The 22,970-nt window shown below is 65.0% G+C and carries 22 protein-coding genes and 2 pseudogenes; 15 read left to right on the top strand and 9 right to left on the bottom strand.

The annotated features are described in order from the left end of the window. Positions 1-4: 4 nt before the first annotated feature. From K678_RS19670 to K678_RS19895, 4 genes and pseudogenes are all read right to left on the bottom strand, one after another. Positions 5-1,771 carry a flagellar hook-length control protein FliK gene (locus K678_RS19670; protein WP_021130878.1) on the bottom strand — a complete coding sequence of 589 codons (1,767 nt, stop codon included), beginning with the start codon at positions 1,769-1,771 and terminating at the stop codon, positions 5-7. A gap of 168 nt (positions 1,772-1,939) precedes the next feature. Continuing rightward, the gene (locus K678_RS02465; RefSeq protein WP_021130877.1) at positions 1,940-2,677 is read right to left on the bottom strand and encodes a competence/damage-inducible protein A; all 738 of its coding nucleotides are present in this window, start codon (positions 2,675-2,677) and stop codon (positions 1,940-1,942) included. Positions 2,678-2,705: 28 nt separating this feature from the next. Next, positions 2,706-3,095, bottom strand: coding sequence for a (deoxy)nucleoside triphosphate pyrophosphohydrolase (locus K678_RS19900; protein WP_414532568.1), 390 nt, complete (start codon positions 3,093-3,095; stop codon positions 2,706-2,708). Positions 3,096-3,221: 126 nt separating this feature from the next. After that, positions 3,222-3,710: pseudogene (locus K678_RS19895) on the bottom strand (GNAT family N-acetyltransferase); the annotation flags it as partial. 368 nt (positions 3,711-4,078) lie between these two features. Here K678_RS19895 and K678_RS02455 point away from each other — a divergent pair. From K678_RS02455 to K678_RS18475, 12 genes and pseudogenes are all read left to right on the top strand, one after another. Beyond that, positions 4,079-5,704, top strand: a complete 1,626-nt coding sequence (locus tag K678_RS02455; protein WP_021130875.1) for a tetratricopeptide repeat protein — start codon at positions 4,079-4,081, stop codon at positions 5,702-5,704. Between the two features lie 67 nt (positions 5,705-5,771). Further along, positions 5,772-7,682 carry an asparagine synthase (glutamine-hydrolyzing) gene (gene asnB, locus K678_RS02450; RefSeq protein WP_021130874.1) on the top strand — a complete coding sequence of 637 codons (1,911 nt, stop codon included), beginning with the start codon at positions 5,772-5,774 and terminating at the stop codon, positions 7,680-7,682. A gap of 106 nt (positions 7,683-7,788) precedes the next feature. Continuing rightward, a complete protein-coding gene (lptG, locus tag K678_RS02445; RefSeq protein WP_021130873.1) occupies positions 7,789-8,892 on the top strand; it encodes an LPS export ABC transporter permease LptG in 1,104 nt (367 codons plus the stop codon). A gap of 2 nt (positions 8,893-8,894) precedes the next feature. Continuing rightward, positions 8,895-9,608, top strand: coding sequence for a phosphatase PAP2 family protein (locus tag K678_RS02440; protein ID WP_039851867.1), 714 nt, complete (start codon positions 8,895-8,897; stop codon positions 9,606-9,608). Positions 9,609-9,744: 136 nt separating this feature from the next. Further along, positions 9,745-10,365: a cold-shock protein gene (locus tag K678_RS02435; protein ID WP_021130871.1), complete on the top strand. Its 621-nt coding sequence runs from the start codon at positions 9,745-9,747 to the stop codon at positions 10,363-10,365. Between the two features lie 272 nt (positions 10,366-10,637). Beyond that, entirely contained in the window at positions 10,638-10,829 is a 192-nt protein-coding gene (locus K678_RS02430) for a hypothetical protein (RefSeq protein WP_021130870.1), read from the top strand. A 93-nt stretch (positions 10,830-10,922) separates the two neighbouring features. Further along, a complete protein-coding gene (dnaN, locus tag K678_RS02425; protein ID WP_021130869.1) occupies positions 10,923-12,041 on the top strand; it encodes a DNA polymerase III subunit beta in 1,119 nt (372 codons plus the stop codon). Next, positions 12,038-13,222: a DNA replication/repair protein RecF gene (recF, locus tag K678_RS02420; protein WP_021130868.1), complete on the top strand. Its 1,185-nt coding sequence runs from the start codon at positions 12,038-12,040 to the stop codon at positions 13,220-13,222. The genes dnaN and recF overlap by 4 nt, the downstream gene beginning before the upstream one ends. Before the next feature lie 9 nt (positions 13,223-13,231). Next, positions 13,232-15,694 (top strand): DNA topoisomerase (ATP-hydrolyzing) subunit B, encoded by a 2,463-nt coding sequence (gene gyrB / locus K678_RS02415; protein ID WP_021130867.1) that lies wholly within the window; start codon positions 13,232-13,234, stop codon positions 15,692-15,694. Between the two features lie 618 nt (positions 15,695-16,312). Next, positions 16,313-16,750, top strand: a complete 438-nt coding sequence (locus K678_RS18485) for a hypothetical protein (protein WP_155804421.1) — start codon at positions 16,313-16,315, stop codon at positions 16,748-16,750. 33 nt (positions 16,751-16,783) lie between these two features. Continuing rightward, entirely contained in the window at positions 16,784-16,936 is a 153-nt protein-coding gene (locus tag K678_RS18480) for a hypothetical protein (RefSeq protein ID WP_155804419.1), read from the top strand. A gap of 72 nt (positions 16,937-17,008) precedes the next feature. Then, positions 17,009-17,149, top strand: a pseudogene (locus K678_RS18475) (IS3 family transposase); the annotation flags it as partial. Positions 17,150-17,276: 127 nt separating this feature from the next. Here the strand turns inward: K678_RS18475 and minE are convergent. From minE to minC, 3 genes are read right to left on the bottom strand one after another with little or no spacing between them, the layout of a single operon-like run. Further along, positions 17,277-17,543, bottom strand: coding sequence for a cell division topological specificity factor MinE (minE, locus tag K678_RS02410; protein WP_021130866.1), 267 nt, complete (start codon positions 17,541-17,543; stop codon positions 17,277-17,279). Further along, on the bottom strand, positions 17,540-18,352 hold the full coding sequence (minD, locus tag K678_RS02405) for a septum site-determining protein MinD (RefSeq protein WP_021130865.1): 813 nt from the start codon (positions 18,350-18,352) through the stop codon (positions 17,540-17,542). The genes minE and minD overlap by 4 nt, the downstream gene beginning before the upstream one ends. Positions 18,353-18,377: 25 nt before the next feature. Beyond that, complete coding sequence (gene minC, locus K678_RS02400) at positions 18,378-19,103, bottom strand: septum site-determining protein MinC (RefSeq protein WP_021130864.1); 726 nt, start codon at positions 19,101-19,103, stop codon at positions 18,378-18,380. Between the two features lie 177 nt (positions 19,104-19,280). On the opposite strand from minC, the gene K678_RS02395 reads away from it, so the two are divergent. Beyond that, complete coding sequence (locus K678_RS02395) at positions 19,281-19,601, top strand: hypothetical protein (RefSeq protein ID WP_155804417.1); 321 nt, start codon at positions 19,281-19,283, stop codon at positions 19,599-19,601. Here K678_RS02395 and K678_RS02390 read toward each other — a convergent pair. Next, a complete protein-coding gene (locus K678_RS02390; RefSeq protein ID WP_039851887.1) occupies positions 19,598-20,362 on the bottom strand; it encodes an alpha/beta fold hydrolase in 765 nt (254 codons plus the stop codon). The genes K678_RS02395 and K678_RS02390 overlap by 4 nt on opposite strands. Positions 20,363-20,542: 180 nt before the next feature. On the opposite strand from K678_RS02390, the gene K678_RS02385 reads away from it, so the two are divergent. Further along, positions 20,543-21,097, top strand: a complete 555-nt coding sequence (locus tag K678_RS02385) for a GGDEF domain-containing protein (protein WP_021130862.1) — start codon at positions 20,543-20,545, stop codon at positions 21,095-21,097. Further along, the gene (locus K678_RS02380) at positions 21,094-22,035 is read left to right on the top strand and encodes a sensor domain-containing diguanylate cyclase (RefSeq protein ID WP_021130861.1); all 942 of its coding nucleotides are present in this window, start codon (positions 21,094-21,096) and stop codon (positions 22,033-22,035) included. Before K678_RS02385 ends, K678_RS02380 begins: the two co-directional genes overlap by 4 nt. Before the next feature lie 9 nt (positions 22,036-22,044). Here K678_RS02380 and K678_RS02375 read toward each other — a convergent pair whose 3' ends face one another. Further along, on the bottom strand, positions 22,045-22,938 hold the full coding sequence (locus K678_RS02375; RefSeq protein WP_021130860.1) for a LysR family transcriptional regulator: 894 nt from the start codon (positions 22,936-22,938) through the stop codon (positions 22,045-22,047). Positions 22,939-22,970 lie beyond the last annotated feature (32 nt).

Raw genomic sequence — 22,970 nt, 5'->3', positions numbered from 1 at the left:
CTCCCTAAACCGAGATGTCGACGCCGGAGCGTCCGCTGGCGGCCCGCGTCACGCTTGCCTGAATTTGGTTGGCGGCCAGCAACTCGTCATCGGCCCCGAACTCACGGCCCCGATTGCGGGCCGAGCGGCCCTGGTCGCCATTGCGGTCGGCGGCCTGCTGCTGTTGCTGCTGTTCGCCGCCGCGCAGGTTGAAACTGGTGGCCGAGCTGTCGGGCTTGAGGCCAGCATCTTCCAGCGCCTTTTCCAGCCCACGAGAATCCTTTTGCAACATCGCCAGGGTCTCGGGCTTGTCGGCGGTGACGGTCGCCGCCACTTTGCCGTCGGTACCGACGTCGAGCTTGATCTCGATCCGGCCGAGGTCGAGCGGCCGCAACTGAATCTTGACAGTGTCCGAGCCTTCCTTGACCGCCTTGTCGATCTGAACGTTGATCTGGTCCAGCACCTGGGCGGGCATCGGCACGCGGGGCGCCCGCAACGCCTGCGCCGTCTGGGTCGGGGCGGCCTTTTCGGCCCCCTGCATTCCGGTCAGGCCGGTCAGGCCGGCGACAGGACGGGTTTCGGGGGCGGCAGCCTCGGTCGCGCCTGAGGCTTGGCTCTGGGCCGCCAGGATCGCGGCAAAGGCGTCGGCGGGCTGTTTCGCGGCCTGGGCCGGAGCGGCTTCGCCTTCGGCAGGAGCCACCGGAGCCAGCGACACCGCATCAGCAGTTTGGGGCTGCGCTCCGAAGCGGGCGTTGGGGTCTTGTCCGCCCTGGCCGGAACCCGCCTGGGGATTGCCCTGGCCGGTCAGCGATGACGTTTCGGGCTGGGCGACGGTCTCGGCGGCGGCAACCACCGGAGCGGCCGCATCGGTGCTGCCGCTGGTCTGAACCTTGACCTGGATCGCGGCACCGGTATCGGCCAACCGCGCCGCCAGATCGTTGGCCTGATCGCGGGCGGCGTCGGAACGGGCGGTCTTGGCATTGGCCGAGGCGGCAGCGGCGGTCTGGGTCGCACTGGACTGAGCAGTCAGATCGGCAACCAGCGAGGCGGCATCGTCGTTGGCCGCCTGAGTCTGGGCCGCACCGGCTGATTTCTGCTGGTCGCGCGGGGTCGCGGCGGAACCGGCAGTCTGGGCGATCTGATCGGGATGGGCCTGCCCGGCCTCTGCGGTCCCGACCTTGGCGGCGGCGGTGGTGTCAGGCACCATTTCCGTCTGAGCCTGCACCGGGGCAGCCACCGGAGCAGCCGGAGCGGCCGGAGCTTCGGGCGGCGGGGCAACGGTGGTGGCGTCGGCCTGAGCCTGATCGGTGGCGGCGGCTTTGGTGTCCCCGGCGTCGGCCTTGGCGGTGGCACGGGGGCTATCGTCCGCAGCTTTATCGGTGGCGACACGTGCCGGGGCGGCATCGGCCGGGGCATCGTCGTTCCGGTCGGCCTTGGCGGCACGATCGGGGCGCGAGGCGTTCGCCGTGGCCTGATCCTGCCGCGACGAGCGGTCAGCCTTGGCCGTGCTTTTATCGTTGCGGGCAGAGTTACGGTCGGACGTGTCGCTGTCGCGGCTCGACCGTTGCGAATCGTCCTTGGAATCGGCACGTACCGCGTTGAAGTGATCGGCCAGCACCGAATTCGCCGACATCGCCGACGACGATTGCTGAGAGCCGAACCGCTGCGACGCCTGCCGCAGCAAAGCGACAAACGCATCATCGGACGTCGCGGCCGAACCCTGCCGGTCCTGGGCCGTCGAGGTCGTCGAGCTATCAGCCGCCGTCCGTTTGTCGATCGATTGCACGGTCATGGTCTCGTCCCCGCACTGGGTTGGTCGCCCTCCCCATATCGCAAGAGCCGGGCCAATCACCCGAGACCATCGATCGCGTTGTTTTTATTTAATTTCGCCTTTAGCCACACGCCCCACCATGGGCGGAGAGGCAAAAAGTGCCGGGCAGCATGGAAAAGCCTGCCGGTATCAATCGGCCGCGATGACCACCGCGCCCAGATGCGCCGCCAGGGCGCGGACCTCGCCTTCGACCTGATCCAGCACCCCGACCTGGGACCCGCGCGCGACGATCGACACGCGGGGACCGCCCTCGGCAAAGGTCGGATAGCTACCGATCTCGACCTCGGGATGACGGGACTGGATCGCCGCCAGTTGCTCGGCCAGATCGCCCTCGCGCGCCGCCATCGTCACCGAGCGCGATTGCAGCGGCGCCCCGGCGGCCAGAGCGGGCTTCAACGAGGCGAACATCGCCTGAAGGACGCTTGGCACCCCGGCTAGAACAAATACGTTGCCGATGCGAAATCCAGGCGCTTGACTGATCGGATTATCGATCAGGCTGGCTCCGGCGGGGATATCGGCCATCTTGAGCCGGGCGGCGTTGAGATCATCGCCGCGATGGCGCAAGGCGAGGCGGCGCACCGCCTCGGGATCGCGCACCAGTTCGACGCCAAAGGCGGCGGCGACGGCGGCGGAGGTGATGTCGTCGTGAGTCGGCCCGATCCCGCCGCTGGTAAAAACATAGCTGTAGCGGGCGCGCAATGCGTCGAGACCGGCAACGATGTCGGCGGTATCGTCGCGGACGACGCGGACTTCGGCCAACGGAATCCCCAGCGCCCCCAATTCGGTGGCCAGGAACTGGATGTTGGCGTCGCGGGTACGCCCCGACAAAATCTCATTGCCGATCACCAAAATCGCCGCGTCGGTCATCGCGTCCTCCCGTTGGTGGCTGGGGCCATCATACCCATTCCCGCAGGACCGCCACCAGCGGGATATCGGCAGGCGGCATCGGCAAATCGGCCAGCCGGGCGGCACGGACCCAGCGCAAAGACTGGCCTTCGCGCGGGGTCGGCGTGCCCTGCCACACCCGCACCACATAGAGCGGCATCAACAGGTGAAAGGTGTCGTAATCGTGCGAGGCAAAGCCGACCGGAGCCAGGCAGCTCTCGGTGACGTCAAGCCCCAGTTCCTCCTCCAGCTCGCGCACCAGCGCCTGTTCCGGTGTCTCGCCCGGCGCGACCTTGCCACCGGGGAATTCCCACAGCCCGGCCATCGTTTTACCGGGCGGCCGCGTCGTCATCAGCACCCGCCCGTCGCCATCGACCAACGCCGCCGCCACCACCAGCAGATGGGGCCGCGCGGCATGGGCAGCGGCCCAATCCGTCCGGGTAAGCGCAAAGCGCGGCGACACCACGCTTTCGCCCCGCGCGGGCAGCGTGCACGTCACACAGCCGTCCAAAGAAAAGCCGAGCTTTGCCAGCACCCGCTTTGACGCCGCATTGTCGGGGTGAACCTGCGCCCACACCGAGGCATAGCCCAACGTCTCGAACAGATGACGGATCAAACGGCGCACCGCCTCGACGATATAGCCCTGGCCCCAATAGGCACGACCAAGCCAATAGCCCAGTTCGGGGTTTCCCTCGGCATCAAGGCCGAACCCGACACAGCCGATCACCACGCCGTCGATCGTCCGTTCCAGCAACAACGCCACTCCCTGCCCGCTTTGGCGACGCTGTTCCTGCTCGGCGATAAAGGCGGCGGCATCGTCCACACCGTAAGGATGGGGAATCCGCGCCGTCAGCCGCACCACCTCCCAATCGTCCAGCAGCGGCGGCAGGCTGGCGGCATCGGCGGGAGTGGGAAGACGCAGCACCAGACGGGCGGTGCGCAGCCGGTGTCCGGCCCAGATACTGCCCGCCTGGCGACAGCCCGCTTCGGTGGTCAAGGCTCGGATCTCCTTCATACGGCATCGGGCCGTCAGGATGGCACGCCCACCTGTGCCGTCAACACCCTGGATGGAGCGCAAGCGACTGGAATGAGCACCCGGCGAATGAGGGGCACATAACGAGCGAAAGCGACTGGCGCATTGAGCGCCCGCGAGCCCATGCGAGCGAAAGCCAAGCGAATGGAATGAGCGCCCGGCGAATGAGGGGCGCATAACGAGCGAAAGCGACGGATCCCGCCGCGCCCGCGCACCCCATGCGAGTGTAATTTAAGGGGATTGGATACTTAGTAGTCGAGGCAACGCAATAAATCCTGAGCGATCCTACGGCTATTCGTGACAGTCGGGTAAAACCCGGATATTATTTCCATCTTATTGGACAGGATAGAATGAAGACCGGCAGCGACCCATCGGTAACGACCATTGGCGAGGAATTCGCCGTTGCGATGCAGGCCTGGGAAGACGGCGACCTTGCCGAAGCTCAGCGTCTGGGGCGACGGCTTGCCGCGCGGCGACCCGATTTCGGCGGGGCGCATTACCTTCTTGGTTTGATTGCCCAGCAACAGGGGTTGGGCCGCAAGGCGGTCGATCATTTATCGCGGGCGGTGGCCGCCGATCCCCGTCAGCCGGTGCCGCGTCTGGCCCTGGGTCAGACGCTGGAAGCGCAGGGCCAGCGCGACGCGGCGATTCTCCAATATCGGACGGTGCTGGAGATGGCGCCCACCCATGCCGAGGCTCATGCCCGGCTGGGCGAATTGCTGGGACAAAGCGGGCAGCGCGACGCCGCGATCGATCACTGTCGCCGCGCCATTGCCGCCAACCCCCGTCATGCCGTGGCGCTATGCTGTCTCGGCTCGCTGCTGCACGAAAACGGCCAGTCGGAGGAAGCCGCCGGTTTCCTGGTCCGTGCCCTCGAATTGCGGCCGAACTGGGCGACGGCGCTTTATAATTATGGGCTGGTGCTGGTCGCCTGCGGCCACCTGCATGCGGCACTGACGATCCTGAGTGGGGCCGCCGAGTTGCGCCCCAACCATGCCGCGACCGCCGCCGCCTTGGCCGGGGCGCTGCGGCGGTTGAACCGACTGGACGACGCCCGCGCCGAGGCCGAGCGTGCCACCCGGCTGGCGGCGCAGGAAAGTGGCGGCTGGCTGGAACTGGGGCTGATCCGCGCCGCGCAGGGCCGTCAGGAGGGCGCGGCGGCAGCATTCGAGCGGGTGGTGGCGATTCGCCCGGATTTGGTTCAGGGCCATTGGTGTCTGGCCGAAAGCTGCCGGGTATTGGGGCAGACCGAGCGAGCGGCCGAGCATTACGGCCTCTGTCTGCGGCTTGACCCCTCTGACCGGATCGGAGCGGCGTTGGGGCTGGCCCAGGTCGGGGCCGCCGCCCCGCCCGAACGGGCACCCGATGCCTATGTCCGCCAATTGTTCGACGATTACGCCAACCATTTCGATTCCGCCCTGGTCGATGGGCTGGGCTATTGCGGCCCCGAGCAGATGGGCGAGGTCCTGTCCCGGGTGCTGGACCGCCACAACGGGCTGGCGGTGCTGGATGCCGGATGCGGCACCGGCCTTGCCGCCCCGGTACTGCGGCCGCTGGCGGCATGGCTGGATGGGTTGGACATCTCGCCCGCGATGATCGAACGGGCCGAACGCCGGGGGCTGTACGACCGGCTGGAAGTCGGCGAACTGATCGCCGGGCTGTCGGCGCGGCCGGGCTGCTATGATGTGGTGGTGGCCGCCGACGTGCTGGTTTATTTCGGCAATCTGGCCCCGCTGCTGACGGCGGCGGCGCTGGCGTTGAAGCCGGGCGGAATGTTCGCCTGTACCCTGGAACGCTGTGACGAGGCCGATTATCGCTTGGGGAACGGCAATCGCTATGCCCATAGCGCCGCCTATATCGAGGCGCAGGCCGCAGCCGCCGGATTCGCGGTGGCGCTGCTTGAACCGGCGGTCAGCCGCCGCGAAGCCGGGGCCGATGTGCCCGGATGGGTGGCGGCCCTGCGACTCCGGACCTAAATTCTCTGGTCGTACCGGGCCACCGTCGCTACCTTGCGCCCCTCACCTCCCCTGATGGATTCCTCCGATGTGCGGTTTCGCCGGTTTTTTCGACCTGTCCGCCCGGACACCCCAGCCCGCCGCCACGGCGTCAGCGATGGCCGCGACCCTGATCCATCGCGGCCCCGACGATAACGGAACCTGGAGCGACGAGGAAGCTGGGCTGGCGTTCGGCTTTCGCCGCCTGTCGATCCTTGATCTGTCGCCGCAGGGGCACCAGCCGATGGTGTCGCACGACGGCCGCTGGGTGGTGGTCTTCAATGGCGAGATTTATAACCACGCCGAATTGAGGACGCGACTGGGCGACGGGGTGCGCTGGCGCGGCCGCTCCGACACCGAGGTTCTGCTGGAAGCCATCGCGGCGTGGGGGCCGGAACAGGCGGTCCGCCGCTTCGACGGCATGTTCGCCTTCGCGGTGTGGGACCGGACCGAGCGACGACTGACCCTGGGCCGCGACCGCTTCGGCGAAAAGCCGCTTTATTGGGCCTTGTCCGACGGGGTGATGCTGTTCGGCTCGGAATTGCGGGCGCTGGCGGTTCATCCCGCCTGGAACGGAGCGATCGACCGCGACGCCCTGGCCCTGTACCTGCGGATGGGCTGGATTCCCGCCCCCCACACGATCCATCGCCGGGCGCGCAAGCTGGAGCCCGGCACCTTGATGACCGTCACTTCCGACGGCACCGCCACCACCACCCGCTATTGGTCGGCCGCCGAGCGCGCCGCCGAGATGGCCGGACGCTTTACCGGCAGCCGCGCCGACGCGGTGGCTCAGCTTGACGATTTGCTGCGCCGTTCGGTCGCGCTGCGGATGCAGGCCGATGTGCCGGTGGGAGTGTTCCTGTCGGGTGGGATCGATTCGTCGCTGACGGCGGCGTTGATGAGTCGCCTCAGCGATCGCCCGATCCATTCCTTCACCGTCGGCTTCGATCAGGCCGGTCTCGACGAAAGCGCCCATGCCCGCGCCGTCGCCGACCATCTTGGCACCATTCACACCGAGCTGCGGATCGGCGAGGACGAGGCGCTGACGATGGTGCCCGATCTGCCCCGCTTGTTCGACGAGCCGTTCGCCGACCCGGCGGCGCTGCCCACCGCCTTGCTGTCCCGGCTGACCCGCAAGCGGGTAACGGTGGCGCTGTCGGGCGATGGCGCCGACGAATTGTTCGGCGGCTATGGCATCTATCGCTCGCTGCCCGCCGACTGGACCCGGCTGTCGCGGATTCCGGCCCCGGTGCGACGGGGATTGGCGACAGGGGCGCGGATGCTGGCCGGTCCGGCCGAAGGGCTGGCCCGGATCGGAGCCGCCTTCCGCCGCCGCCGCAGCCATCCCGGCTATCGTCTCGGCCGTGCCGCCGAAACGTTCAATGCGGGCAGTCTGGCTGAACTGCTCTCGCTGCATTACACCCGCTGGCGGGGGATGCCGTCCCCGGTGCCGCTGGCGCAGACGCTGGAGCCGTTCGGCGAAGCGGCGCCGCTGGCCGATCCGGCGCTGGCGGTGATGCTGCTCGATGTCGGCCTCTATCTCGCCGACGATCTGTGCGTCAAAACCGACCGGACGACGATGGCCGCGTCACTGGAAGCGCGCTTGCCCTTCCTCGGCTCCGACATTGCCGATTTCGCCTGGAGCCTGCCGCCCGATTTCAAGATCGATGGCGGCACCGGAAAGGCGGTGTTGCGCGACGTTTTGTTCCGCCATGTCCCCCGCGCCCTGGTCGATCGCCCCAAGATGGGGTTCGAGGTGCCGGTGGGCAAATGGCTGAACGGGCGGCTGCGCCCCTGGGCCGACGACATGCTGTCCGAGACCCGACTGTCGCGTCAGGGCTGGCTGAACGCGCCGCTGGTGGCGCAATGCTGGCGCGAGCACCGTTCGGGCGCCAAATCCTGGCAGACTGAATTGTGGCACGTCCTGATGTTCCAGGCCTGGCTGGAGGGCCGGGAGTGATTTCATTCACAAGGCTTGAATCCAGGCGGACGATCGTGTGCATTCTGTGCTGTGAGAGGCGGTCGAGATCCGCTGTCACGCCCGAGCCGTTGCGGAACCGGATATCATGCGCCTGTCCCCCCTGTTAAGCGCCTATATCGCGCGACATTTCATTGTCTCCTTCGCTGCCGTGCTGGCGGTGATTCTGGGGATGATTCTGCTGTTCGACGTGATCGAACTGATCCGCCGTGCCGCCGGGCGGCCCGATCTCGGGATGGGAACGATCATGCTGATGGCGGTGCTGAAGCTGCCGCAGATGCTTCACACCATCCTTCCCTTCGCGATCATGATCGGGTCGATGATCTGTTTCTGGCGGCTGACCCGCTCGCACGAACTGGTGGTGGCCCGCTCGGCTGGCGTGTCGGTGTGGCAGTTCATCGCCCCGGTGCTGGGGGTGGTGGTGCTGTTCGGCGCGATCGAGATCACAATCTTCAATCCGCTGGCGGCAGCGATGTTCGACCGCTATGACCGGATGCAGGACGAGATGCTGCGCGGCAACAAAAGCGCGTTCGACCTGTCCGAGGTCGGGCTGTGGCTGCGCGAGCCGCATGACGAGGGCGAATTGGTGGTCCATTCGCTCGATGTCCGTCAGGAGGGGCTGACCCTGCTGATGCGCGACGCCCAGTTCTTCCTCTATGACCGGCCGGACCATTTCTCGCGCCGGATCAGCGCCGAAAGCGCCAATCTGGTCGATGGCGCCTTCGAGGTCCGCAACGCCTGGGTGATGGAGGGGGGACGCCCCTCGGTCTTTGTCGAAACGATGCGGATTCCCACCCAATTGACCCTGGAACGCATCCACGACAATTTCGCCTCGCCAGAAACCCTGTCGTTCTGGGAATTGCCCGGCTTCATCCATTTCTTCGAACGGGCAGGCTTCACCGCCAACAAGCACCGGCTGTATTTCAACTCGCTGCTGGCCTCGCCCCCGCTGTACGGCGGCATGGTGCTGATGGCCGCGTTGTTCTCGCTCAACCCCAACCTGCGCTCGGGCGGATTGACGGCGCGGGTCGGCGGCGGCGTCGCCACCGGATTTGCCGTCTATTTCTTCTCGCGCGTCGTCTATGCCCTGGGGCTGTCGGCGACGCTGCCGCAATTCCTGGCTGCGTGGTCGCCCGCGATCTTTGCCGGGCTGGTCGGCATGGCCGGGCTGTTTCACCTTGAGGACGGTTAGGCATGGGTGACCGTTTGAGGTGGGGAGTGCGGCTTGCCGTCTGGGGACTTCCCCTGGCGCTGCTGCTGGTGGTGATGCTGTTTCCCGAGATCGAAATCGGCCTGACCCGCGCCTTTTTTGACGCGGAACGCCATTTCTTCCCCTTCCGTATCGCTCCGCTCGGCGATTTCGTCCGCAAAACCCTGCCGATCATCCTGTTCGCTCTGGCGGCCCTGGTCGCGATTCTGGGGCTGATCGCGGCGCTGCGGCGGCAAACTCTGTTCGGCGTAGGGCCGCGGGTCGCACTCTATCTGCTGGCCAGTCTGGCGTTGGGACCGGGGTTGGTGGTCAATGTCGTCCTCAAGGACCATTGGGGCCGTCCCCGTCCCTCGACCATCGCCGAATTCTCCGGCCCCAATACCTATGTCCCGCCGTTCGTCCCCTCGGTCCAGTGCGACGATAATTGCTCGTTCCCGTCCGGACATGCCGCATTGGGCTTCTGGATGGTCGCGTTCGCCCTGTTGGCACCACAACGCCACCGGCAGCTATCGGTAGCGGCCGCGCTGCTTTTTGGATCGTTGGTTGGGCTGGCGAGAATCGCGCAAGGCGGCCATTTTCTGTCGGATGTGCTGGTTTCCGGGCTGCTGGTCAGCGGCTTATGCCTCTGGCTGCATCGGGGCTTGATCCTAAAACAGGGGTTTTTACCAGGGAAAAAACTTGGTTCAGGGTCGATTTGAGCGCCGTAATCCCCTAGGCGACGAGGCTTTCTTCAGGTAATTATATTTGATCAGGCTGACCTGGGCGCGACAATCCGGGCGGAATGCCTCCGCATGGGTGCGGAGGACTTGTGTAGCTTACGACGAGAACGACACAATGGCATGGAACCGAGATAATCATGGCAGCCGCTCCAGGGATCGGGGGCGGCGGGACGACTTTGGCGAGCCGGCATACGAGCCGCGCACGCCTCGCGCAGTCGGGCCCAGCTCCTTCGACCGTCAGTTGGTCAATCAGGCCAACGTCACCGCCACGGTGAAATGGTTCAACGCGTCCAAGGGTTTTGGCTTTGTCGCCCCCTCGGACGGCTCGCCGGATGCCTTCCTGCACATTTCCGCGCTGGAACGGGCCGGTCTCAGCCAGGTGGCCGAGGGTGCCACCCTGGTGTGCGACCTGGGTGCCGGCCAGCGTGGCCCCCAGGTGGTGTTCGTGCACGAGGTCGATTCCTCGACCGCGACCGAGACCCCGCGGGCGAGCGCCGGCGGCCCCCGTCGCGAAGAGCGCGGACCGACTCAGACGGTCGAAGGCGTCGTCAAGTTCTTCTCCGCCGAGAAGGGCTTTGGCTTCGTCGCGGTCGATGAAGGCGGGAAGGACGTGTTCGTTCATGCCAAGGCGCTGGAGCGCTCGGGCATTGCGACCCTGGAATCGGGGCAGCGCGTCCGCGTCACCACCACCCTGGGCCTCAAGGGGCCGCAGGCTGACTCGGTGGCGTTGATCTAATCCATCACCCCATCTGGGGATTGATGGACGCTTCGTTGCGGCTTCGGGACCCCCGAAGCCGTTCGGGCGATTGATTCGGGTATGGCGGCGCGGAGGGCAACATCCGCGCCCCTGCTCCGTTTCCCAAAGCGGTTCTTGGTGCGGTTGAGTTTCCCTCCCCACCCCTCTCCCTTAAAAATCGTCCTTTAGTGCAGCGCACAAAAAGCTGTCGCCTTCCCGCATCGGTTGGCGCAGAGTAAGCACCGCCCACAATCAAGCGGAGCGGCCTTTCGATGTTGGGACCGGCGGAACTGCGCGAGATTCACGAAGCGCTTGCCCTGGCGAGCGAAGACCCCGCCCCCAACGGGCGCGGCCCCTATCTTTCCGCCGCGTTTGCCGCCGGAATGGCCCTGACTCGCGCCTTGCGCGGTGAGACGGCGGCAGCCCCCGCCCCGGTCAAGACCGCGCCCCCCGGACAGGCCTGAAAAGGCTTTTGGACATCACAGCCTGTGATATACTGCCCGCCCCTGTCAGAGGGGGGCAGGTTTGCATCACTTTTGGGGTGTCGGCAAAGCATCATGAAACTGACCATAGAGCGCGCGGCTCTGTTGAAGTCGCTGGCCCATGTGCAAAGCGTGGTCGAGCGCCGCACCACAATTCCGATCCTGTCGAACGTCAAGCTGGAAGGCCGCTCGGGGCGATTGTCGCTGAACGCCACCGACATGGATCTCGACATCGCCGAGACAGTTCCGGCCGACGTCAGCCAGCCCGGTGCGACCACAGCCCCGGCGCATACGTTCTATGACATCGTCCGCAAACTGCCCGAGGGCAGCCAGGTCGAGATCGAGTTCAAGCCCGATGACGGCCAGATGACCTTGCGTTCGGGCCGGTCGAAATTCTCGCTCGCCTGTCTGCCGGTCGAGGATTTCCCGGTGCTGTCGGGCGGCGAATTTCCCTTCAGCTTCACCCTGACCTCGGCTGAACTGAAGGCGCTGATCGACCGCACCCGTTTTGCGATTTCGACCGAGGAAACCCGCTATTACCTGAACGGCATCTATTTCCACGCCGCCGCCGGGGCGGACGGGGCGATGCTGCGGGCCGTGGCGACCGACGGCCACCGTCTGGCCCGGGCCGAGGTGACTCTGCCCGACGGCGCGGCGGGAATGCCGGGGGTTATCATCCCGCGCAAGACCGTCGCCGAGATCCGCAAGTTGATCGAAGAGACCGATGGCGAGATCACCGTCTCGCTGTCCGAAACCAAGCTGAAATTCGCCTTCTCCGACGCCGAGCTGACCTCGAAGCTGATCGATGGAACCTTCCCGGATTACGAGCGGGTGATTCCGACGGACAATGACAAGGTTCTCGACGTCGATTGCAAGAGCTTCGCCCAGGCGGTTGACCGCGTTTCGGCGATTTCGACCGAGAAATCCCGGGCGATCAAGCTCAGCATCGAACGGGGCACCGCGACTTTGTCGGCCTCCAGCCCGGAAAGCGGCAGCGCGGTCGAGGAAATCGAGGCCAATTACGACTCGACCCCGCTCGAAATCGGCTTTAACTCGCGCTATCTGCTCGACATCCTGGCCCAGGTCGAAGGCGAAACCGCCCGGTTCGCGATGGCCGATGCCGCTTCGCCCACCGTGGTGCGCGAAGTCGCCGACAGCAGCGCAATCTATGTCCTGATGCCGATGAGGGTGTGACCGACGCCAAGACGATCATGCCCACGGGGTCACCCGGTCGGCTGGCGGTACGGCGGCTGTCTCTGTCCGACTTCCGCTGCTACAGCCAGTTGCGGCTTGAGGTCGATTCCCGCCCGGTGGTCCTGACCGGCCCCAACGGTGCCGGAAAGACCAATCTGTTGGAGGCGCTGTCTTTTCTGGTCCCCGGTCGGGGACTGCGCCGGGCCGGTCTGGCCGATATCGCCCGGATCGGCACGCCTTCGGGTGCGCCGTGGGCGATCGCCGCCCAAGTCGAAAGCGGCCCTGGCGGTCCGGTCGAAATCGGCACCGGGCGCGAGGCGGGAAGTGAACGAAGGGTGGTGCGGATCGACGGACGCGCGGCCCGCGCCGCCGATCTGGCCGAAAGTGTTGCGGCGCTGTGGCTGACTCCGGCGATGGACCGGCTGTTTTCCGAGGGGGCCGGTGGCCGTCGCCGCTTCCTCGACCGCTTGGCCTTCGGGGTGATGCCGGGCCACGCCGCCCAGGCCGGGGCTTATGAGCATGCGATGCGCGAACGCGCCCGCCTGCTCCGCACCGCGCGCGAGGGCGGTCCCCGACCCGACCCGTCCTGGCTGGCGGCGCTGGAAGACGGGATGGCCCGCCACGGTATCGCCGTCGCGAGCGCCCGGCTGACGACGGCGGCGACCCTCGACCGGGCTTGCCGCCAGGGTTTGGGGCCGTTTCCGGCGGCGCGGCTGGCGGTCAGCGGCGAGGTCGAGGACTGGCTGGCCGCGGGATTATCCGCGCCCGAGGCCGAAGACAGATTACGGGCGGCGCTGAAGACGGCGCGGCCGCGCGATCAGGCGGCGGGAACCACGACCATCGGGCCGCACCGCAGCGACCTTCTGGTCCGCCACGCCGCCCGCGACATCGACGCCGGACGCTGTTCGACCGGCGAGCAAAAGGCGGTTCTGGTGTCGATTGTTCTGGCGCAATGCCGGGTACAATCGGAAACCGGCGGCAGGGTTCCCCTGCTGCTGCTCGACGAAGTGGTGGCGCATCTGGATGAAATCCGGCGCGCCGCTTTGTTCGACGAACTTTGCGCCCTGGGGGCGCAGAGCTGGATGACTGGCACCGACGCCCCGCTGTTCGGCGGATTTGGCGACCGGGCCCAGTTTTTCCGGGTGACGGAGGCGTCCGTCCATCCGGGCAACGGAGTGTAAGGTGACACGATGACGACCCCCCAGCCCCCCCTGCCCCACCCCGCAGAGCAGACCCTGGCTCAGGCCGGTGCCGAAGAATACGGTGCCGATTCCATCAAGGTGCTGCGCGGCCTGGAGGCGGTGCGCAAGCGTCCGGGAATGTATATCGGCGACACCGACGACGGTTCGGGCCTGCACCACATGGTGTACGAGGTGGTCGATAACGCCATCGACGAGACCCTGGCCGGCTATGCCGACCGGGTCGAGGTCACCCTGAACGGCGACGGTTCGTGCACCGTCAACGATAACGGGCGCGGCATTCCCACCGACATCCACGACGAGGAAGGGATCTCCGCCGCCGAGGTGGTGATGACCCAGCTTCACGCCGGTGGCAAGTTCAACCAGAATTCCTACAAGGTCTCGGGCGGCCTGCACGGCGTCGGCGTCTCGGTCGTCAACGCGCTGTCCGAGGTGCTCGACCTGCGGGTGTGGCGCGCGGGCAAAGAGCATTACATGCGCTTTCGCATGGGCGAGTCCGAAGCGCCGTTGCGGATCGTGGCCGAGTGCGGCGACCATACCGGCACCGAAGTCACCTTCCTGCCCAGCCCGACGATCTTCACCAAGACCGAGTTCGATTTCATCACCCTGGAACACCGCCTGCGCGAACTGGCGTTCCTCAATTCCGGGGTACGATTGCGGCTGACCGATCTTCGCCATGGCGAGAACAAGGTCAGCGACCTCCATTACGAAGGCGGTCTGGAAGAGTTTGTCCGCTATCTCGACCGCTCGAAGACCGCGCTGCACGCCCCGCCGATCGTGGTGAAGGGCGAGCGCGACGGGATGACCGTCGAAGTCGCGATGGAGTGGACCGACAGCTATCACGAGACCCAGCTCTGCTTCACCAACAACATCCCGCAGCGTGACGGCGGCACCCATCTCGCCGGGTTCCGCGCCGCGCTGACCCGCACCGTCAACGCCTACGCCACCGAATCCGGCATTTCGAAGCGGGAAAAGGTGGCACTGTCGGGCGACGACATGCGCGAGGGTCTGACCTGCGTGCTGTCGGTCAAGGTGCCCGATCCGAAATTCAGCTCGCAGACCAAGGACAAGCTGGTCAGTTCCGAGGTCCGCCCGGTGGTCGAGAACGTCGTCGGCGAGAAGCTGGCGGAATGGTTCGAGGAACACCCGTCCGAGGCCCGCAAGGTGGTCGGCAAGGTGGTCGAGGCCGCCGCCGCCCGCGAAGCCGCCCGCAAGGCCCGCGAATTGACGCGGCGCAAGGGGGTTCTCGACATCGCCACCCTGCCCGGCAAGCTGGCCGATTGTCAGGAGCGCGATCCGGCCCTGTCCGAACTGTTCATCGTCGAGGGCGATTCGGCAGGCGGATCGGCCAAGCAGGGGCGCAACCGCGCCAGTCAGGCGATTTTGCCGCTGCGCGGTAAAATCCTTAATGTCGAGCGCGCCCGCTTCGACAAGATGTTGTCCTCGGCCGAAATCGGCACCCTGATCGCTGCGCTCGGCACCGGGATCGGGCGCGAGGATTTCGACGTCAACAAGGCGCGCTACCACAAAATCATCATCATGACTGACGCCGACGTCGACGGCAGCCACATCCGCACCCTGCTGTTGACGTTCTTCTATCGCCAGATGCCAGCGCTGATCGAGCGCGGCTATCTCTATATCGCCCAGCCGCCGCTGTACCGCGCCAAGCGCGGCCAGAGCGAGGTCTATCTGAAAGACGATCGCGCGCTGGAAGATTATCTGATCGATGCCGGTCTGTCCGACGGCGTGCTGCGTCTGGCCGACGGGGTTCAGTTGGGCGGGGCCGACCTGCGCGCCTTGACTGAACAGGCGCGCAGCATCCGTCATCTGCTCGCCCCGCTGGCGCGGCGGATTCCGATGTCGCTGGCCGAACAGGCAACGATCGCCGGAGCGTTCGACCCGGCGTTGCTGACCGATCCGGTCGGTGGACAGGCGATGGCCGACATTCTGGCCGTCCGCCTCGACGCGCTGGAAACGCCGCTGGAACGCGGCTGGCACGGCGCCTGGCATGAAGGCGAAGGCTATGTGATGGCCCGCACCCTGCGTGGCGTCACCGAAACCCATGCGCTGGACGCCTCGATCATCCGCTCGGCCGAGGCGCGGCGGTTGGTCGATCTGGCCCCCCGCCTGCGCGAAACCTTCGCTGCCGCCGCGACCCTGATCGCCAAGGACCGCGAAACCAGCCTGCCCGGTCCGGTCGCCCTGGTGTCGGCGATCATGGAACAGGGCCGCAAGGGCGTCGCGATCCAGCGCTATAAGGGACTGGGCGAAATGAACCCCGAGCAATTGTGGGAAACCACGCTGGACCCGCAAGCCCGCTCGCTGCTCCAGGTCCGGGTGTCGCAGGCCGACGAGGCCGAACAAGTGTTCTCGACCCTGATGGGCGACATCGTCAAACCGCGCTACGACTTCATCCAGTCGAACGCCCTGAAAGTGTCGAACCTCGACGTCTAGGCGAACGCCGTGACAAGAGCACCTCATCCTTCTCCCTTAAAAGGAGAAGTGATGGGGTGCCGCTCCGGCGGAAAATGTCAGCGAAAAAATCGCACGTCTTCGCCAACATTACAAAAGCCTCACCTTGTCGAAATGATGCGGTAATCCTGGCTCTGCGATGATCTAACCATGATGTTCGGTCATACGGTCACCTGACAGCAGAAAACGACCTCTTTCTCGACCTATCCGGCGGCTTTGAACTCCCCGCCTCTGATATGTGCCCTTGCCCCCCAGGTGGCACAAATCACACAGTCCAGGACGCGCCCCACCCCGCGTCCAACGGCTCGAAACAGCCCCCGCTTTTCCCCCCGGAAGCGGGGGTTTTTCGTGCCCGCCGCCCAAATACCAAACGGCTCTTTGAGTGAAACTCATGCTGTTTGGTTAGGCCCAAGGGGCCGTGAGCGGTACAGCCTCAGCCCTGGCTGGCGGAGATGCCGGACAGGGGGCACATACCGCTGGAACGGGGTATCTCTTTAATCACATGACGCATGAGAGTACACCCTTTGCGAGTTAGCTTCACCGCGTCCGAGTTCGATAAGATAAAAGCCGAAATCCTACGCGCTCGCGCGGAAGAACGGGATGCAAAGCTCGAATATGCGCTGCTATCAATTTATGATTATCTCTTTAATAGCCGCACTAACATTAACGTCGTTCATGGCGATAGGACGCCAAAAAGGGATTCCGCTTAGAGGATTGCCAGAGAAAATGCACCTTGAGACCTATTCTCAGGATGGACAGATTTTATCTGACAGAATTATTACAGGCAGTGATGTCGTATATCGCCGTCTATCCACCCTCATTGAATCAGAACAGGGAATCTGGGGGAGAAGCATTACTTCCCACAAGACAGGCCCATACATCATTCGTTCCGATTATATCATTTTCCGATGTTATTCGGACGAATTGATCATTGATGTATTTGACACAGGACGTTGGAAATCCATAAAAAAGAACCTTCCCAATTTGCTCCACTTTCTCGATTTGCCTCCGAGTTATAATAGCCGTCCATTGAATTGACTCCATGAGGCATTCATAGGCGATCCGGCGACCATGATATCATCGGTCTCCTACCACGCCGCCCTGATTGCAGCCGGGCTCGACCTGACGGTGACGGCCGGAGGCGACGTCACTGCGGCCGAGTCGAAGCTTCAGGGCAGTAACGACGTTGCGTTACGGGCGGATGCGATGTCACCCTGGCGGTGACCGTCGACGAATATTCTTCCCATAGCTCAGCCCCCCGGAAATAAGGGGATATGGACGTAGAATCTTCTCGGTCTAGCGAACGAGAAGATTCGGCTGAAGAAGATGTTCGCCGAGCTCAGCATGCAGAGTGAATTGCTGTGCGAGGCTCTCGGAAAAATAACCCGGCCAACCCAGCGCCGGGAGATGGCCGAGACAGCGGTGGCACGACGGGGCACTCTTCCTTCCGGTCAGCGCCGCTGTTGGAATAAGGCTTTGCCCGCGACCGGACACAAAAAAGCCCCTGCCGGTTTCCCGGCGGGGCTTTTTCGTGCGTCGATATCACCGGTGCAGACGGGAGGGATCAGGCCTTGCGCTCGGATGGAGCGGGCAGCTCGATATTGACCTCCAGCACCGACAGATGCTGTTCGCGTTCCAGCTTGACCTGGACCCGGTCCTCATCGACCGAGACATATTTGCGGATGACTTCGATCAGCTCGCGCTGGAGCTGAGGCAGGAAGTCGGCACCGGACAGACCGGCGCGTTCGTGAGCCAGCAGAATCTGCAACCGTTCGCGGGCGGCTTCGGCGGTTTTCTTCGGCCGACGGCTGAAAATGCCGAGGACGCTCATGCGCTCCTCCTCAGCAAACGGTCGATCAGACCGCGCTTGGAGCCGCGGGGCACCGTGATCGGCAGATCGTCGCCAAGCAGGCGGCTGACCGCCTCGGCATAGGCGCGACCGGCCAACGACTTCTCGTCAAGAATCACCGGGGTACCGATATTCGAGGCCTGGAGCACCGACGGGCATTCCGGGATGATCCCCAGCAGCGGCACCGCCAGGATGTCCTGCACGTCCTCGACCTTCAGCATCTCGCCCTTTTCGACCCGTTCGACATCGTAGCGGGTCAACAGCAGATTCTGAGTCACCTGCTCGCCCTGCTCGGCCCGGCGCGACTTGCTGGTCAAGAGGCCGATCATCCGGTCGGCATCGCGAACCGAGGAGACTTCGGGGTTCGACACCACGATCGCTTCGTCAGCGAAATACATCGCGAGAAACGCGCCGCGTTCGATTCCGGCCGGGCTGTCGCAAATGATGTAATCGAAATCCTGGCGCAGTTCGCCGATCACCCGTTCGACTCCGTCCTGGGTCAGGGCGTCCTTGTCGCGGGTCTGCGACGTCGGCAGCACGAACAGATTTTCCAGCCGCTTGTCCTTGATCAGGGCCTGATGCAGCTTGGCGTCGCCATTGATGACGTTGATGAAATCGTACACCACCCGGCGCTCGCAGCCCATGATGAGGTCGAGGTTGCGCAGACCAACGTCGAAATCGATAACGGCGGTTTTAAAGCCGCGCAGGGCAAGACCGGCAGACAACGCCGCCGAAGAGGTCGTCTTACCGACTCCGCCCTTGCCTGAGGTGACGACGATGACTTTTGCCAACGATTTTCCCCTATTCAAAATGCAATTAAAGGGCCTGCTGAACCAGGGCCTCGCCATCGACACAAATCTGGGCGGGCTTGCCGTGCAAAGCCGGATCCAATTGCTCGCTGACCATATAGAGACCGGCCACTGACACCAGTTCGGCATCGAGAGCGCGGCAGAAAATGCGAGCGGATTTATCACCGCTCATCCCTGCCAGGGCGCGGCCCCGCAGAGGACCATAAACATGAATATGCCCATCGGCCAGCAATTCAGCGCCATGGCTGACCGCCCCCAGGACGATCAGGTCGCCTTTGTGGGCATAGACCTGCTGGCCCGAGCGCACCGGCTCGGACAAGATGCGGGTTCCGCTGGCGGCCTTGGACGGTTCCTTGGCGACCGGCTGGGCATCGGTGGCGCGCCCGGTCGGGAACGGCGGCAAGCCAGCCAGCGCCGCCGCGCGCTCCCACGCGGCGTTGGCGCGCTGAATCCCCACCGGGATAATCCCCATCTCCTTGATCCGGGCACAGAATTCGACCAGATCGCACGGCGGGCGCAGCCCGGTCGCGGACAGATCCAGCACGATCGGCGCGTTCCGATAGAATCCCGGTGCCAGCGACAGCATTGTCGCCAGGCGTGGGAAAAATTCGGGATCGGCCGGATTGACCACCTTCAATGTCAACAGCGTCAAGGACGCGGCGCGCAATTGAAACGGCGCAGCGTCTTCGGTGATGCTGGTTATTGGCCGCACACCCTGTTCGTCGATGCCCATGATTTATCCTTACCCTGAAGCGGGACCATGCCGCACGGAAACGGCGAGGTCAAGAATCAGGTGTGGCGCGACCGATAGCGGCGGCGGTTTTTCGGCCTGCTATCCTGGTATTCTCGCAAAAAAGGAGCTATAGTGGATTATACTTAATTGTGAAGAGAGTGGATTGAGGAGGATCGAATGTCCGTCTCAGCCTTGGCTGCCACAACATCTTCGACCAGCTATCCCATTATGGTCAATGGGTTCCTGTGCTACAGCACCACCGACGTTCAGTCCGCAAGAAGCGGATCGAAGCCACAGAAGAGTTCCGACTCCGTCGGCGCAACCAATACGACCTCGCAAACCGCATCGACCAGCGCGACCAGTGTCACGGCGCAGGCCCGCGCCGCGACGTCGGGGACCCAAACCGCCGATGCGGTGGGATCAACCGCACAATCGACCAATTCGGATAAGACCAAGGACCTGACGCAACGGGGCGCTCAGGTCGACCTCTTCGCTTAATCCGAGAGGATTTCGAGAACCGCATCGGGTCGTTCGGCCATCAACATGTGCCCCGCACCGTGAATAAGCGACACTCGCGCCCCGGATATCTGGGACGCGAGGGCGAGTCCGGCTTTGGCTGGACTCATTTTGTCGGCATCGCCAAGAATCAACCGGGTCGGCACCGCGATCCGTGCTGCCGCCGCGCCTCCGTCATAACCGTCGCAGGCGGTCAGTCCCGCCGCCAGCACCCCGGGCGCCGACTGTTCCAGCAGTTGGCGAGTCGCCTCGACCTTCCTCTCCGCCGCACCGTCCCCGCTTGCCTCGGCGGCATGCCCCCACCCTGCGATCATCGCGGCGGCGCGAGGCAGATCGTCGCGGGCAGCAGCCAGCAACGCGGGATGAACCGGCATCCGCGCCGCCACCCCGACCAGAGCGAGGCCGGTCAGCCGGTCGGGATAGCGCGCGGCGAGATCAAGCGCGGCCAGCGCCCCCATTGAATGACCGACGACCAGCCCCGGCGGGAGTTCCACCGCCGCCAGCAATGCGGCCAGACCGTCGGCAACAGCCGGTATCGTCTCGGCGGCCCGGCCGTCCGAACGTCCATGGCCGGGCAGATCGACCGCCAGCACCCGCCACCCCAGCCGGGCCAGTCCCGCGCCCTGATACTCCCAAACGCGATGATCGGACCCGGCCCCATGCACCAGCACGGCAACGGGACCATCGGACCGATCGCTGGACAAGACGGCAAACTGACGGCCCACCGCGAGATCTATCCACATCGTGCGCATCGGTTCGAAATCCGGACGAGAACCAAGGGGGCCGAAATCTTTCTCCGAATACCCACAAAAGTCCAGCACCCGCGGAAAGGTCTGGCAATTTTTCTATAAATCTACTATTTAAGTAAACTTATAGGCGACCCAAGGGACACGGCGTCGCCCGGTGTGGTCAGGGAGGGGAAAATGACGGCTGTCGCAACCAGTCTGGCGCTGCTTGACGAGGATCCGGCGCGGGCCGGGGCCTTGTTCGCCGACATCCGCGCCGCGATCGGGCGTGGCCGCGACCGGCTGGAGCCGTCCTGCCTGCTGGTGCTCGACATCGATCATTACCGCGCCCTGATCGAGGATCGGGGTGACGAAACCGCGCATCAGGCCCTGATTCGGGTGGCGCGGACGATCGTCGGCCTGTTGCCGCCGGGAACGCCCGCGGCACGGCTGGGCAGCGATAAATTCGCCGCGCTGCTGAACGCGACCGGACTGCGCGATGCGCTTCGTCTGGCCGAAACCCTGCGCGCCACGCTGGCCGGACTTGGGGTAAAGCCGGAGCTTCCCTCAGATCCGCTTTCGGTCAGCATCGGCGTCGCCGACGCCGTCGGCCTGCATGGCGAGACACCCGCCGCCGCGCTGGAACGGGCGGGCGAGGCGCTGTTCCGCGCCAAGCGTGAGGGCCGCAACCGGACCAAGGTGGCGCACCCGCCCCGCCCATTGATCCCAGCCGGGGCGAGGATGCCGCGATGAATGCCGGTCCCGGCATCAACGAGGTTCCCGCCCTGATTGCAGAGTCCGACCCGTCCTTTGAATCGCTGCTGCTGACCGACGAGCGGCTGCGCGCCTTCAACGAAACCGTCCCGGCCGGGATTCTAATTGTCGCGGTCGAGGATGGCCGCGTGCTGTTTTCAAACCGCTTTTTCAATGATGTGCTGGGCTTTGAAGGGGCGGGAATCCTGGGCCACGGCTGGCGCGAGCTTTTTGTCGATCACGACGACCGCGAACGGCTGCTGGTCACCTTCATCGAACAGGGCGAGGTGCGCAATTTCGAATTACGGCTGCGTCGCCCCGATGGGCGGCTGGTGTGGGGGCTGGCCTCGCTGTCGGAGATTCCGATCCGGGGCGAGGATTTGCTGCTGTTCGCCTTCGTCGACATCACCGCGCTGAAGGAAGCGGAAGAAGAAATCCGCCGTCTGGCCAACCACGATTCCCTGACCGGGCTGCGGACTTTGCGCAGTTTCCGCGATCTGGTCGAAGAGGCGTTGGCCCGGGCCCGGCGCGACCAGAGCGAATTTGCGATCCTGTTCGTCGATCTCGACCGCTTCAAGCCGGTCAACGACACCTTCGGCCACGAAGCCGGGGATTTCGTGCTGAAGGAAGTGGCGCACCGCCTGCACGCCTGCGTCCGTGCCACCGACACGATCGGCCGCATCGGCGGCGACGAATTCGTTGTTCTGGCCGAAAAGGTCTCGGTTAGTCTGGCGCACCAGATCGCCGCCCGGATCGTCGCCGCGATGGAGCGCCCGTTCACCTTGCCCGCAGGCGAGGTCAGCATCGGGGCCAGCCTGGGCATCGCCCTCTATCCCCGCCATGGCGACGGATTGGACAGCCTGATGAAGGCCGCCGACGACGCGATGTACCGGGTCAAGCGCACCACCCGGGGTGCCCTGGCGATTGCCGGGCACTGAGACGGGCGATCAGACCCGCACCAATCCCGGCGCGGCACGAAGAAAATCGGCAAAGGCGGAAAACAACATCCCCTGTCCCCGCACCGCCATCACCAACTGAATGCGGGGCAGCGGTGGAAACCCTTCGGCCGCGCCCAGCCGGACCTGATCCGCACCGATCGCCCCCGCCGGGAGGAGACCAAGACCCAGCCCGGCCGAAATCGCGGCGCGGACATTGTCATAGGATGCGCTGACATAGGCGAAGCGGGCCGTTGCCCCCATTGTTTGCAAGGCCTCGATCCCGGCCACCCGATAGGGGCATCCCTCGGGAAAGACGCACAGCGGCAGCGGTTCGGCGGTGGCAAGATGCCCCCGCTCACGCCCGACCCAGCACAAAGGCTCGGTCCGCAACACCTCGGCCGCGTCGTCCCCTTGCCCTTCGATCCGGTTAAAGATCGCGATATCGAGGTCACCCGCCCGCGCCATCGCCCCGATCTGCGCCGACAGGGCGGAGGTCACCTCGATCCGCAGGCAGGGGTTCAAGTCAAGACAGCGCGATATCGCCCCATGCAGGTCGGTGATGGGGAAATCGTCAGGTACCCCCAGCGCGATCCGCCCGCGCAGATCGGGCCGGGTCAGGGCCACGACCGCTTCACTCAACCGGGCGAGAATTTCGCGGGCATGGGGGAGAAAGCGCTGGCCCGCGACAGTCAGCCCGACGACATGGCCGCGACGGCGATCGAGCAGACGGGACTCCAGGGAATCCTCCAGCGCCTTGACGCTTTGGGTCACCGCCGATTGGGTCCGCCCCAGATGCGCGCCCGCAGCGTGAAAGCCGCCCTCTTCCGCCACGGCGACAAAGGCGCGTAACTGGTCGAGGGTGATGCGGCGGTCTCCAGGCCCAAGCGGCAACGAAACGTCCATCTGGCCCGCTCCTAATCGGTTTCTCTTATTTA

The organism is Magnetospirillum fulvum MGU-K5, assembly GCF_000442515.1.
GTDB lineage: Bacteria > Pseudomonadota > Alphaproteobacteria > Rhodospirillales > Magnetospirillaceae > Phaeospirillum > Phaeospirillum fulvum_B.
The sequence above is the reverse complement of the archived record's forward strand: the minus strand, read 5'-3'. Positions and strand labels throughout refer to the sequence as shown.

Coding starts and splice junctions, on each gene's coding strand:
- K678_RS02455 (WP_021130875.1), top strand. CDS start 4,079: ATGAAGACCGGCAGCGACCCATCGGTAACGACCATTGGCGAGGAATTC.
- lptG (WP_021130873.1), top strand. CDS start 7,789: ATGCGCCTGTCCCCCCTGTTAAGCGCCTATATCGCGCGACATTTCATT.
- minE (WP_021130866.1), bottom strand. CDS start 17,543: ATGAGCGTCCTCGGCATTTTCAGCCGTCGGCCGAAGAAAACCGCCGAA.
- dnaN (WP_021130869.1), top strand. CDS start 10,923: ATGAAACTGACCATAGAGCGCGCGGCTCTGTTGAAGTCGCTGGCCCAT.
- K678_RS18480 (WP_155804419.1), top strand. CDS start 16,784: ATGATATCATCGGTCTCCTACCACGCCGCCCTGATTGCAGCCGGGCTC.
- K678_RS02435 (WP_021130871.1), top strand. CDS start 9,745: ATGGCATGGAACCGAGATAATCATGGCAGCCGCTCCAGGGATCGGGGG.
- asnB (WP_021130874.1), top strand. CDS start 5,772: ATGTGCGGTTTCGCCGGTTTTTTCGACCTGTCCGCCCGGACACCCCAG.
- K678_RS02395 (WP_155804417.1), top strand. CDS start 19,281: ATGTCCGTCTCAGCCTTGGCTGCCACAACATCTTCGACCAGCTATCCC.
- K678_RS02440 (WP_039851867.1), top strand. CDS start 8,895: ATGGGTGACCGTTTGAGGTGGGGAGTGCGGCTTGCCGTCTGGGGACTT.
- K678_RS02380 (WP_021130861.1), top strand. CDS start 21,094: ATGAATGCCGGTCCCGGCATCAACGAGGTTCCCGCCCTGATTGCAGAG.
- gyrB (WP_021130867.1), top strand. CDS start 13,232: ATGACGACCCCCCAGCCCCCCCTGCCCCACCCCGCAGAGCAGACCCTG.
- K678_RS02390 (WP_039851887.1), bottom strand. CDS start 20,362: ATGTGGATAGATCTCGCGGTGGGCCGTCAGTTTGCCGTCTTGTCCAGC.
- K678_RS02385 (WP_021130862.1), top strand. CDS start 20,543: ATGACGGCTGTCGCAACCAGTCTGGCGCTGCTTGACGAGGATCCGGCG.
- K678_RS19670 (WP_021130878.1), bottom strand. CDS start 1,771: ATGACCGTGCAATCGATCGACAAACGGACGGCGGCTGATAGCTCGACG.
- K678_RS02430 (WP_021130870.1), top strand. CDS start 10,638: ATGTTGGGACCGGCGGAACTGCGCGAGATTCACGAAGCGCTTGCCCTG.
- K678_RS02375 (WP_021130860.1), bottom strand. CDS start 22,938: ATGGACGTTTCGTTGCCGCTTGGGCCTGGAGACCGCCGCATCACCCTC.
- K678_RS18485 (WP_155804421.1), top strand. CDS start 16,313: ATGCAAAGCTCGAATATGCGCTGCTATCAATTTATGATTATCTCTTTA.
- minC (WP_021130864.1), bottom strand. CDS start 19,103: ATGGGCATCGACGAACAGGGTGTGCGGCCAATAACCAGCATCACCGAA.
- K678_RS02465 (WP_021130877.1), bottom strand. CDS start 2,677: ATGACCGACGCGGCGATTTTGGTGATCGGCAATGAGATTTTGTCGGGG.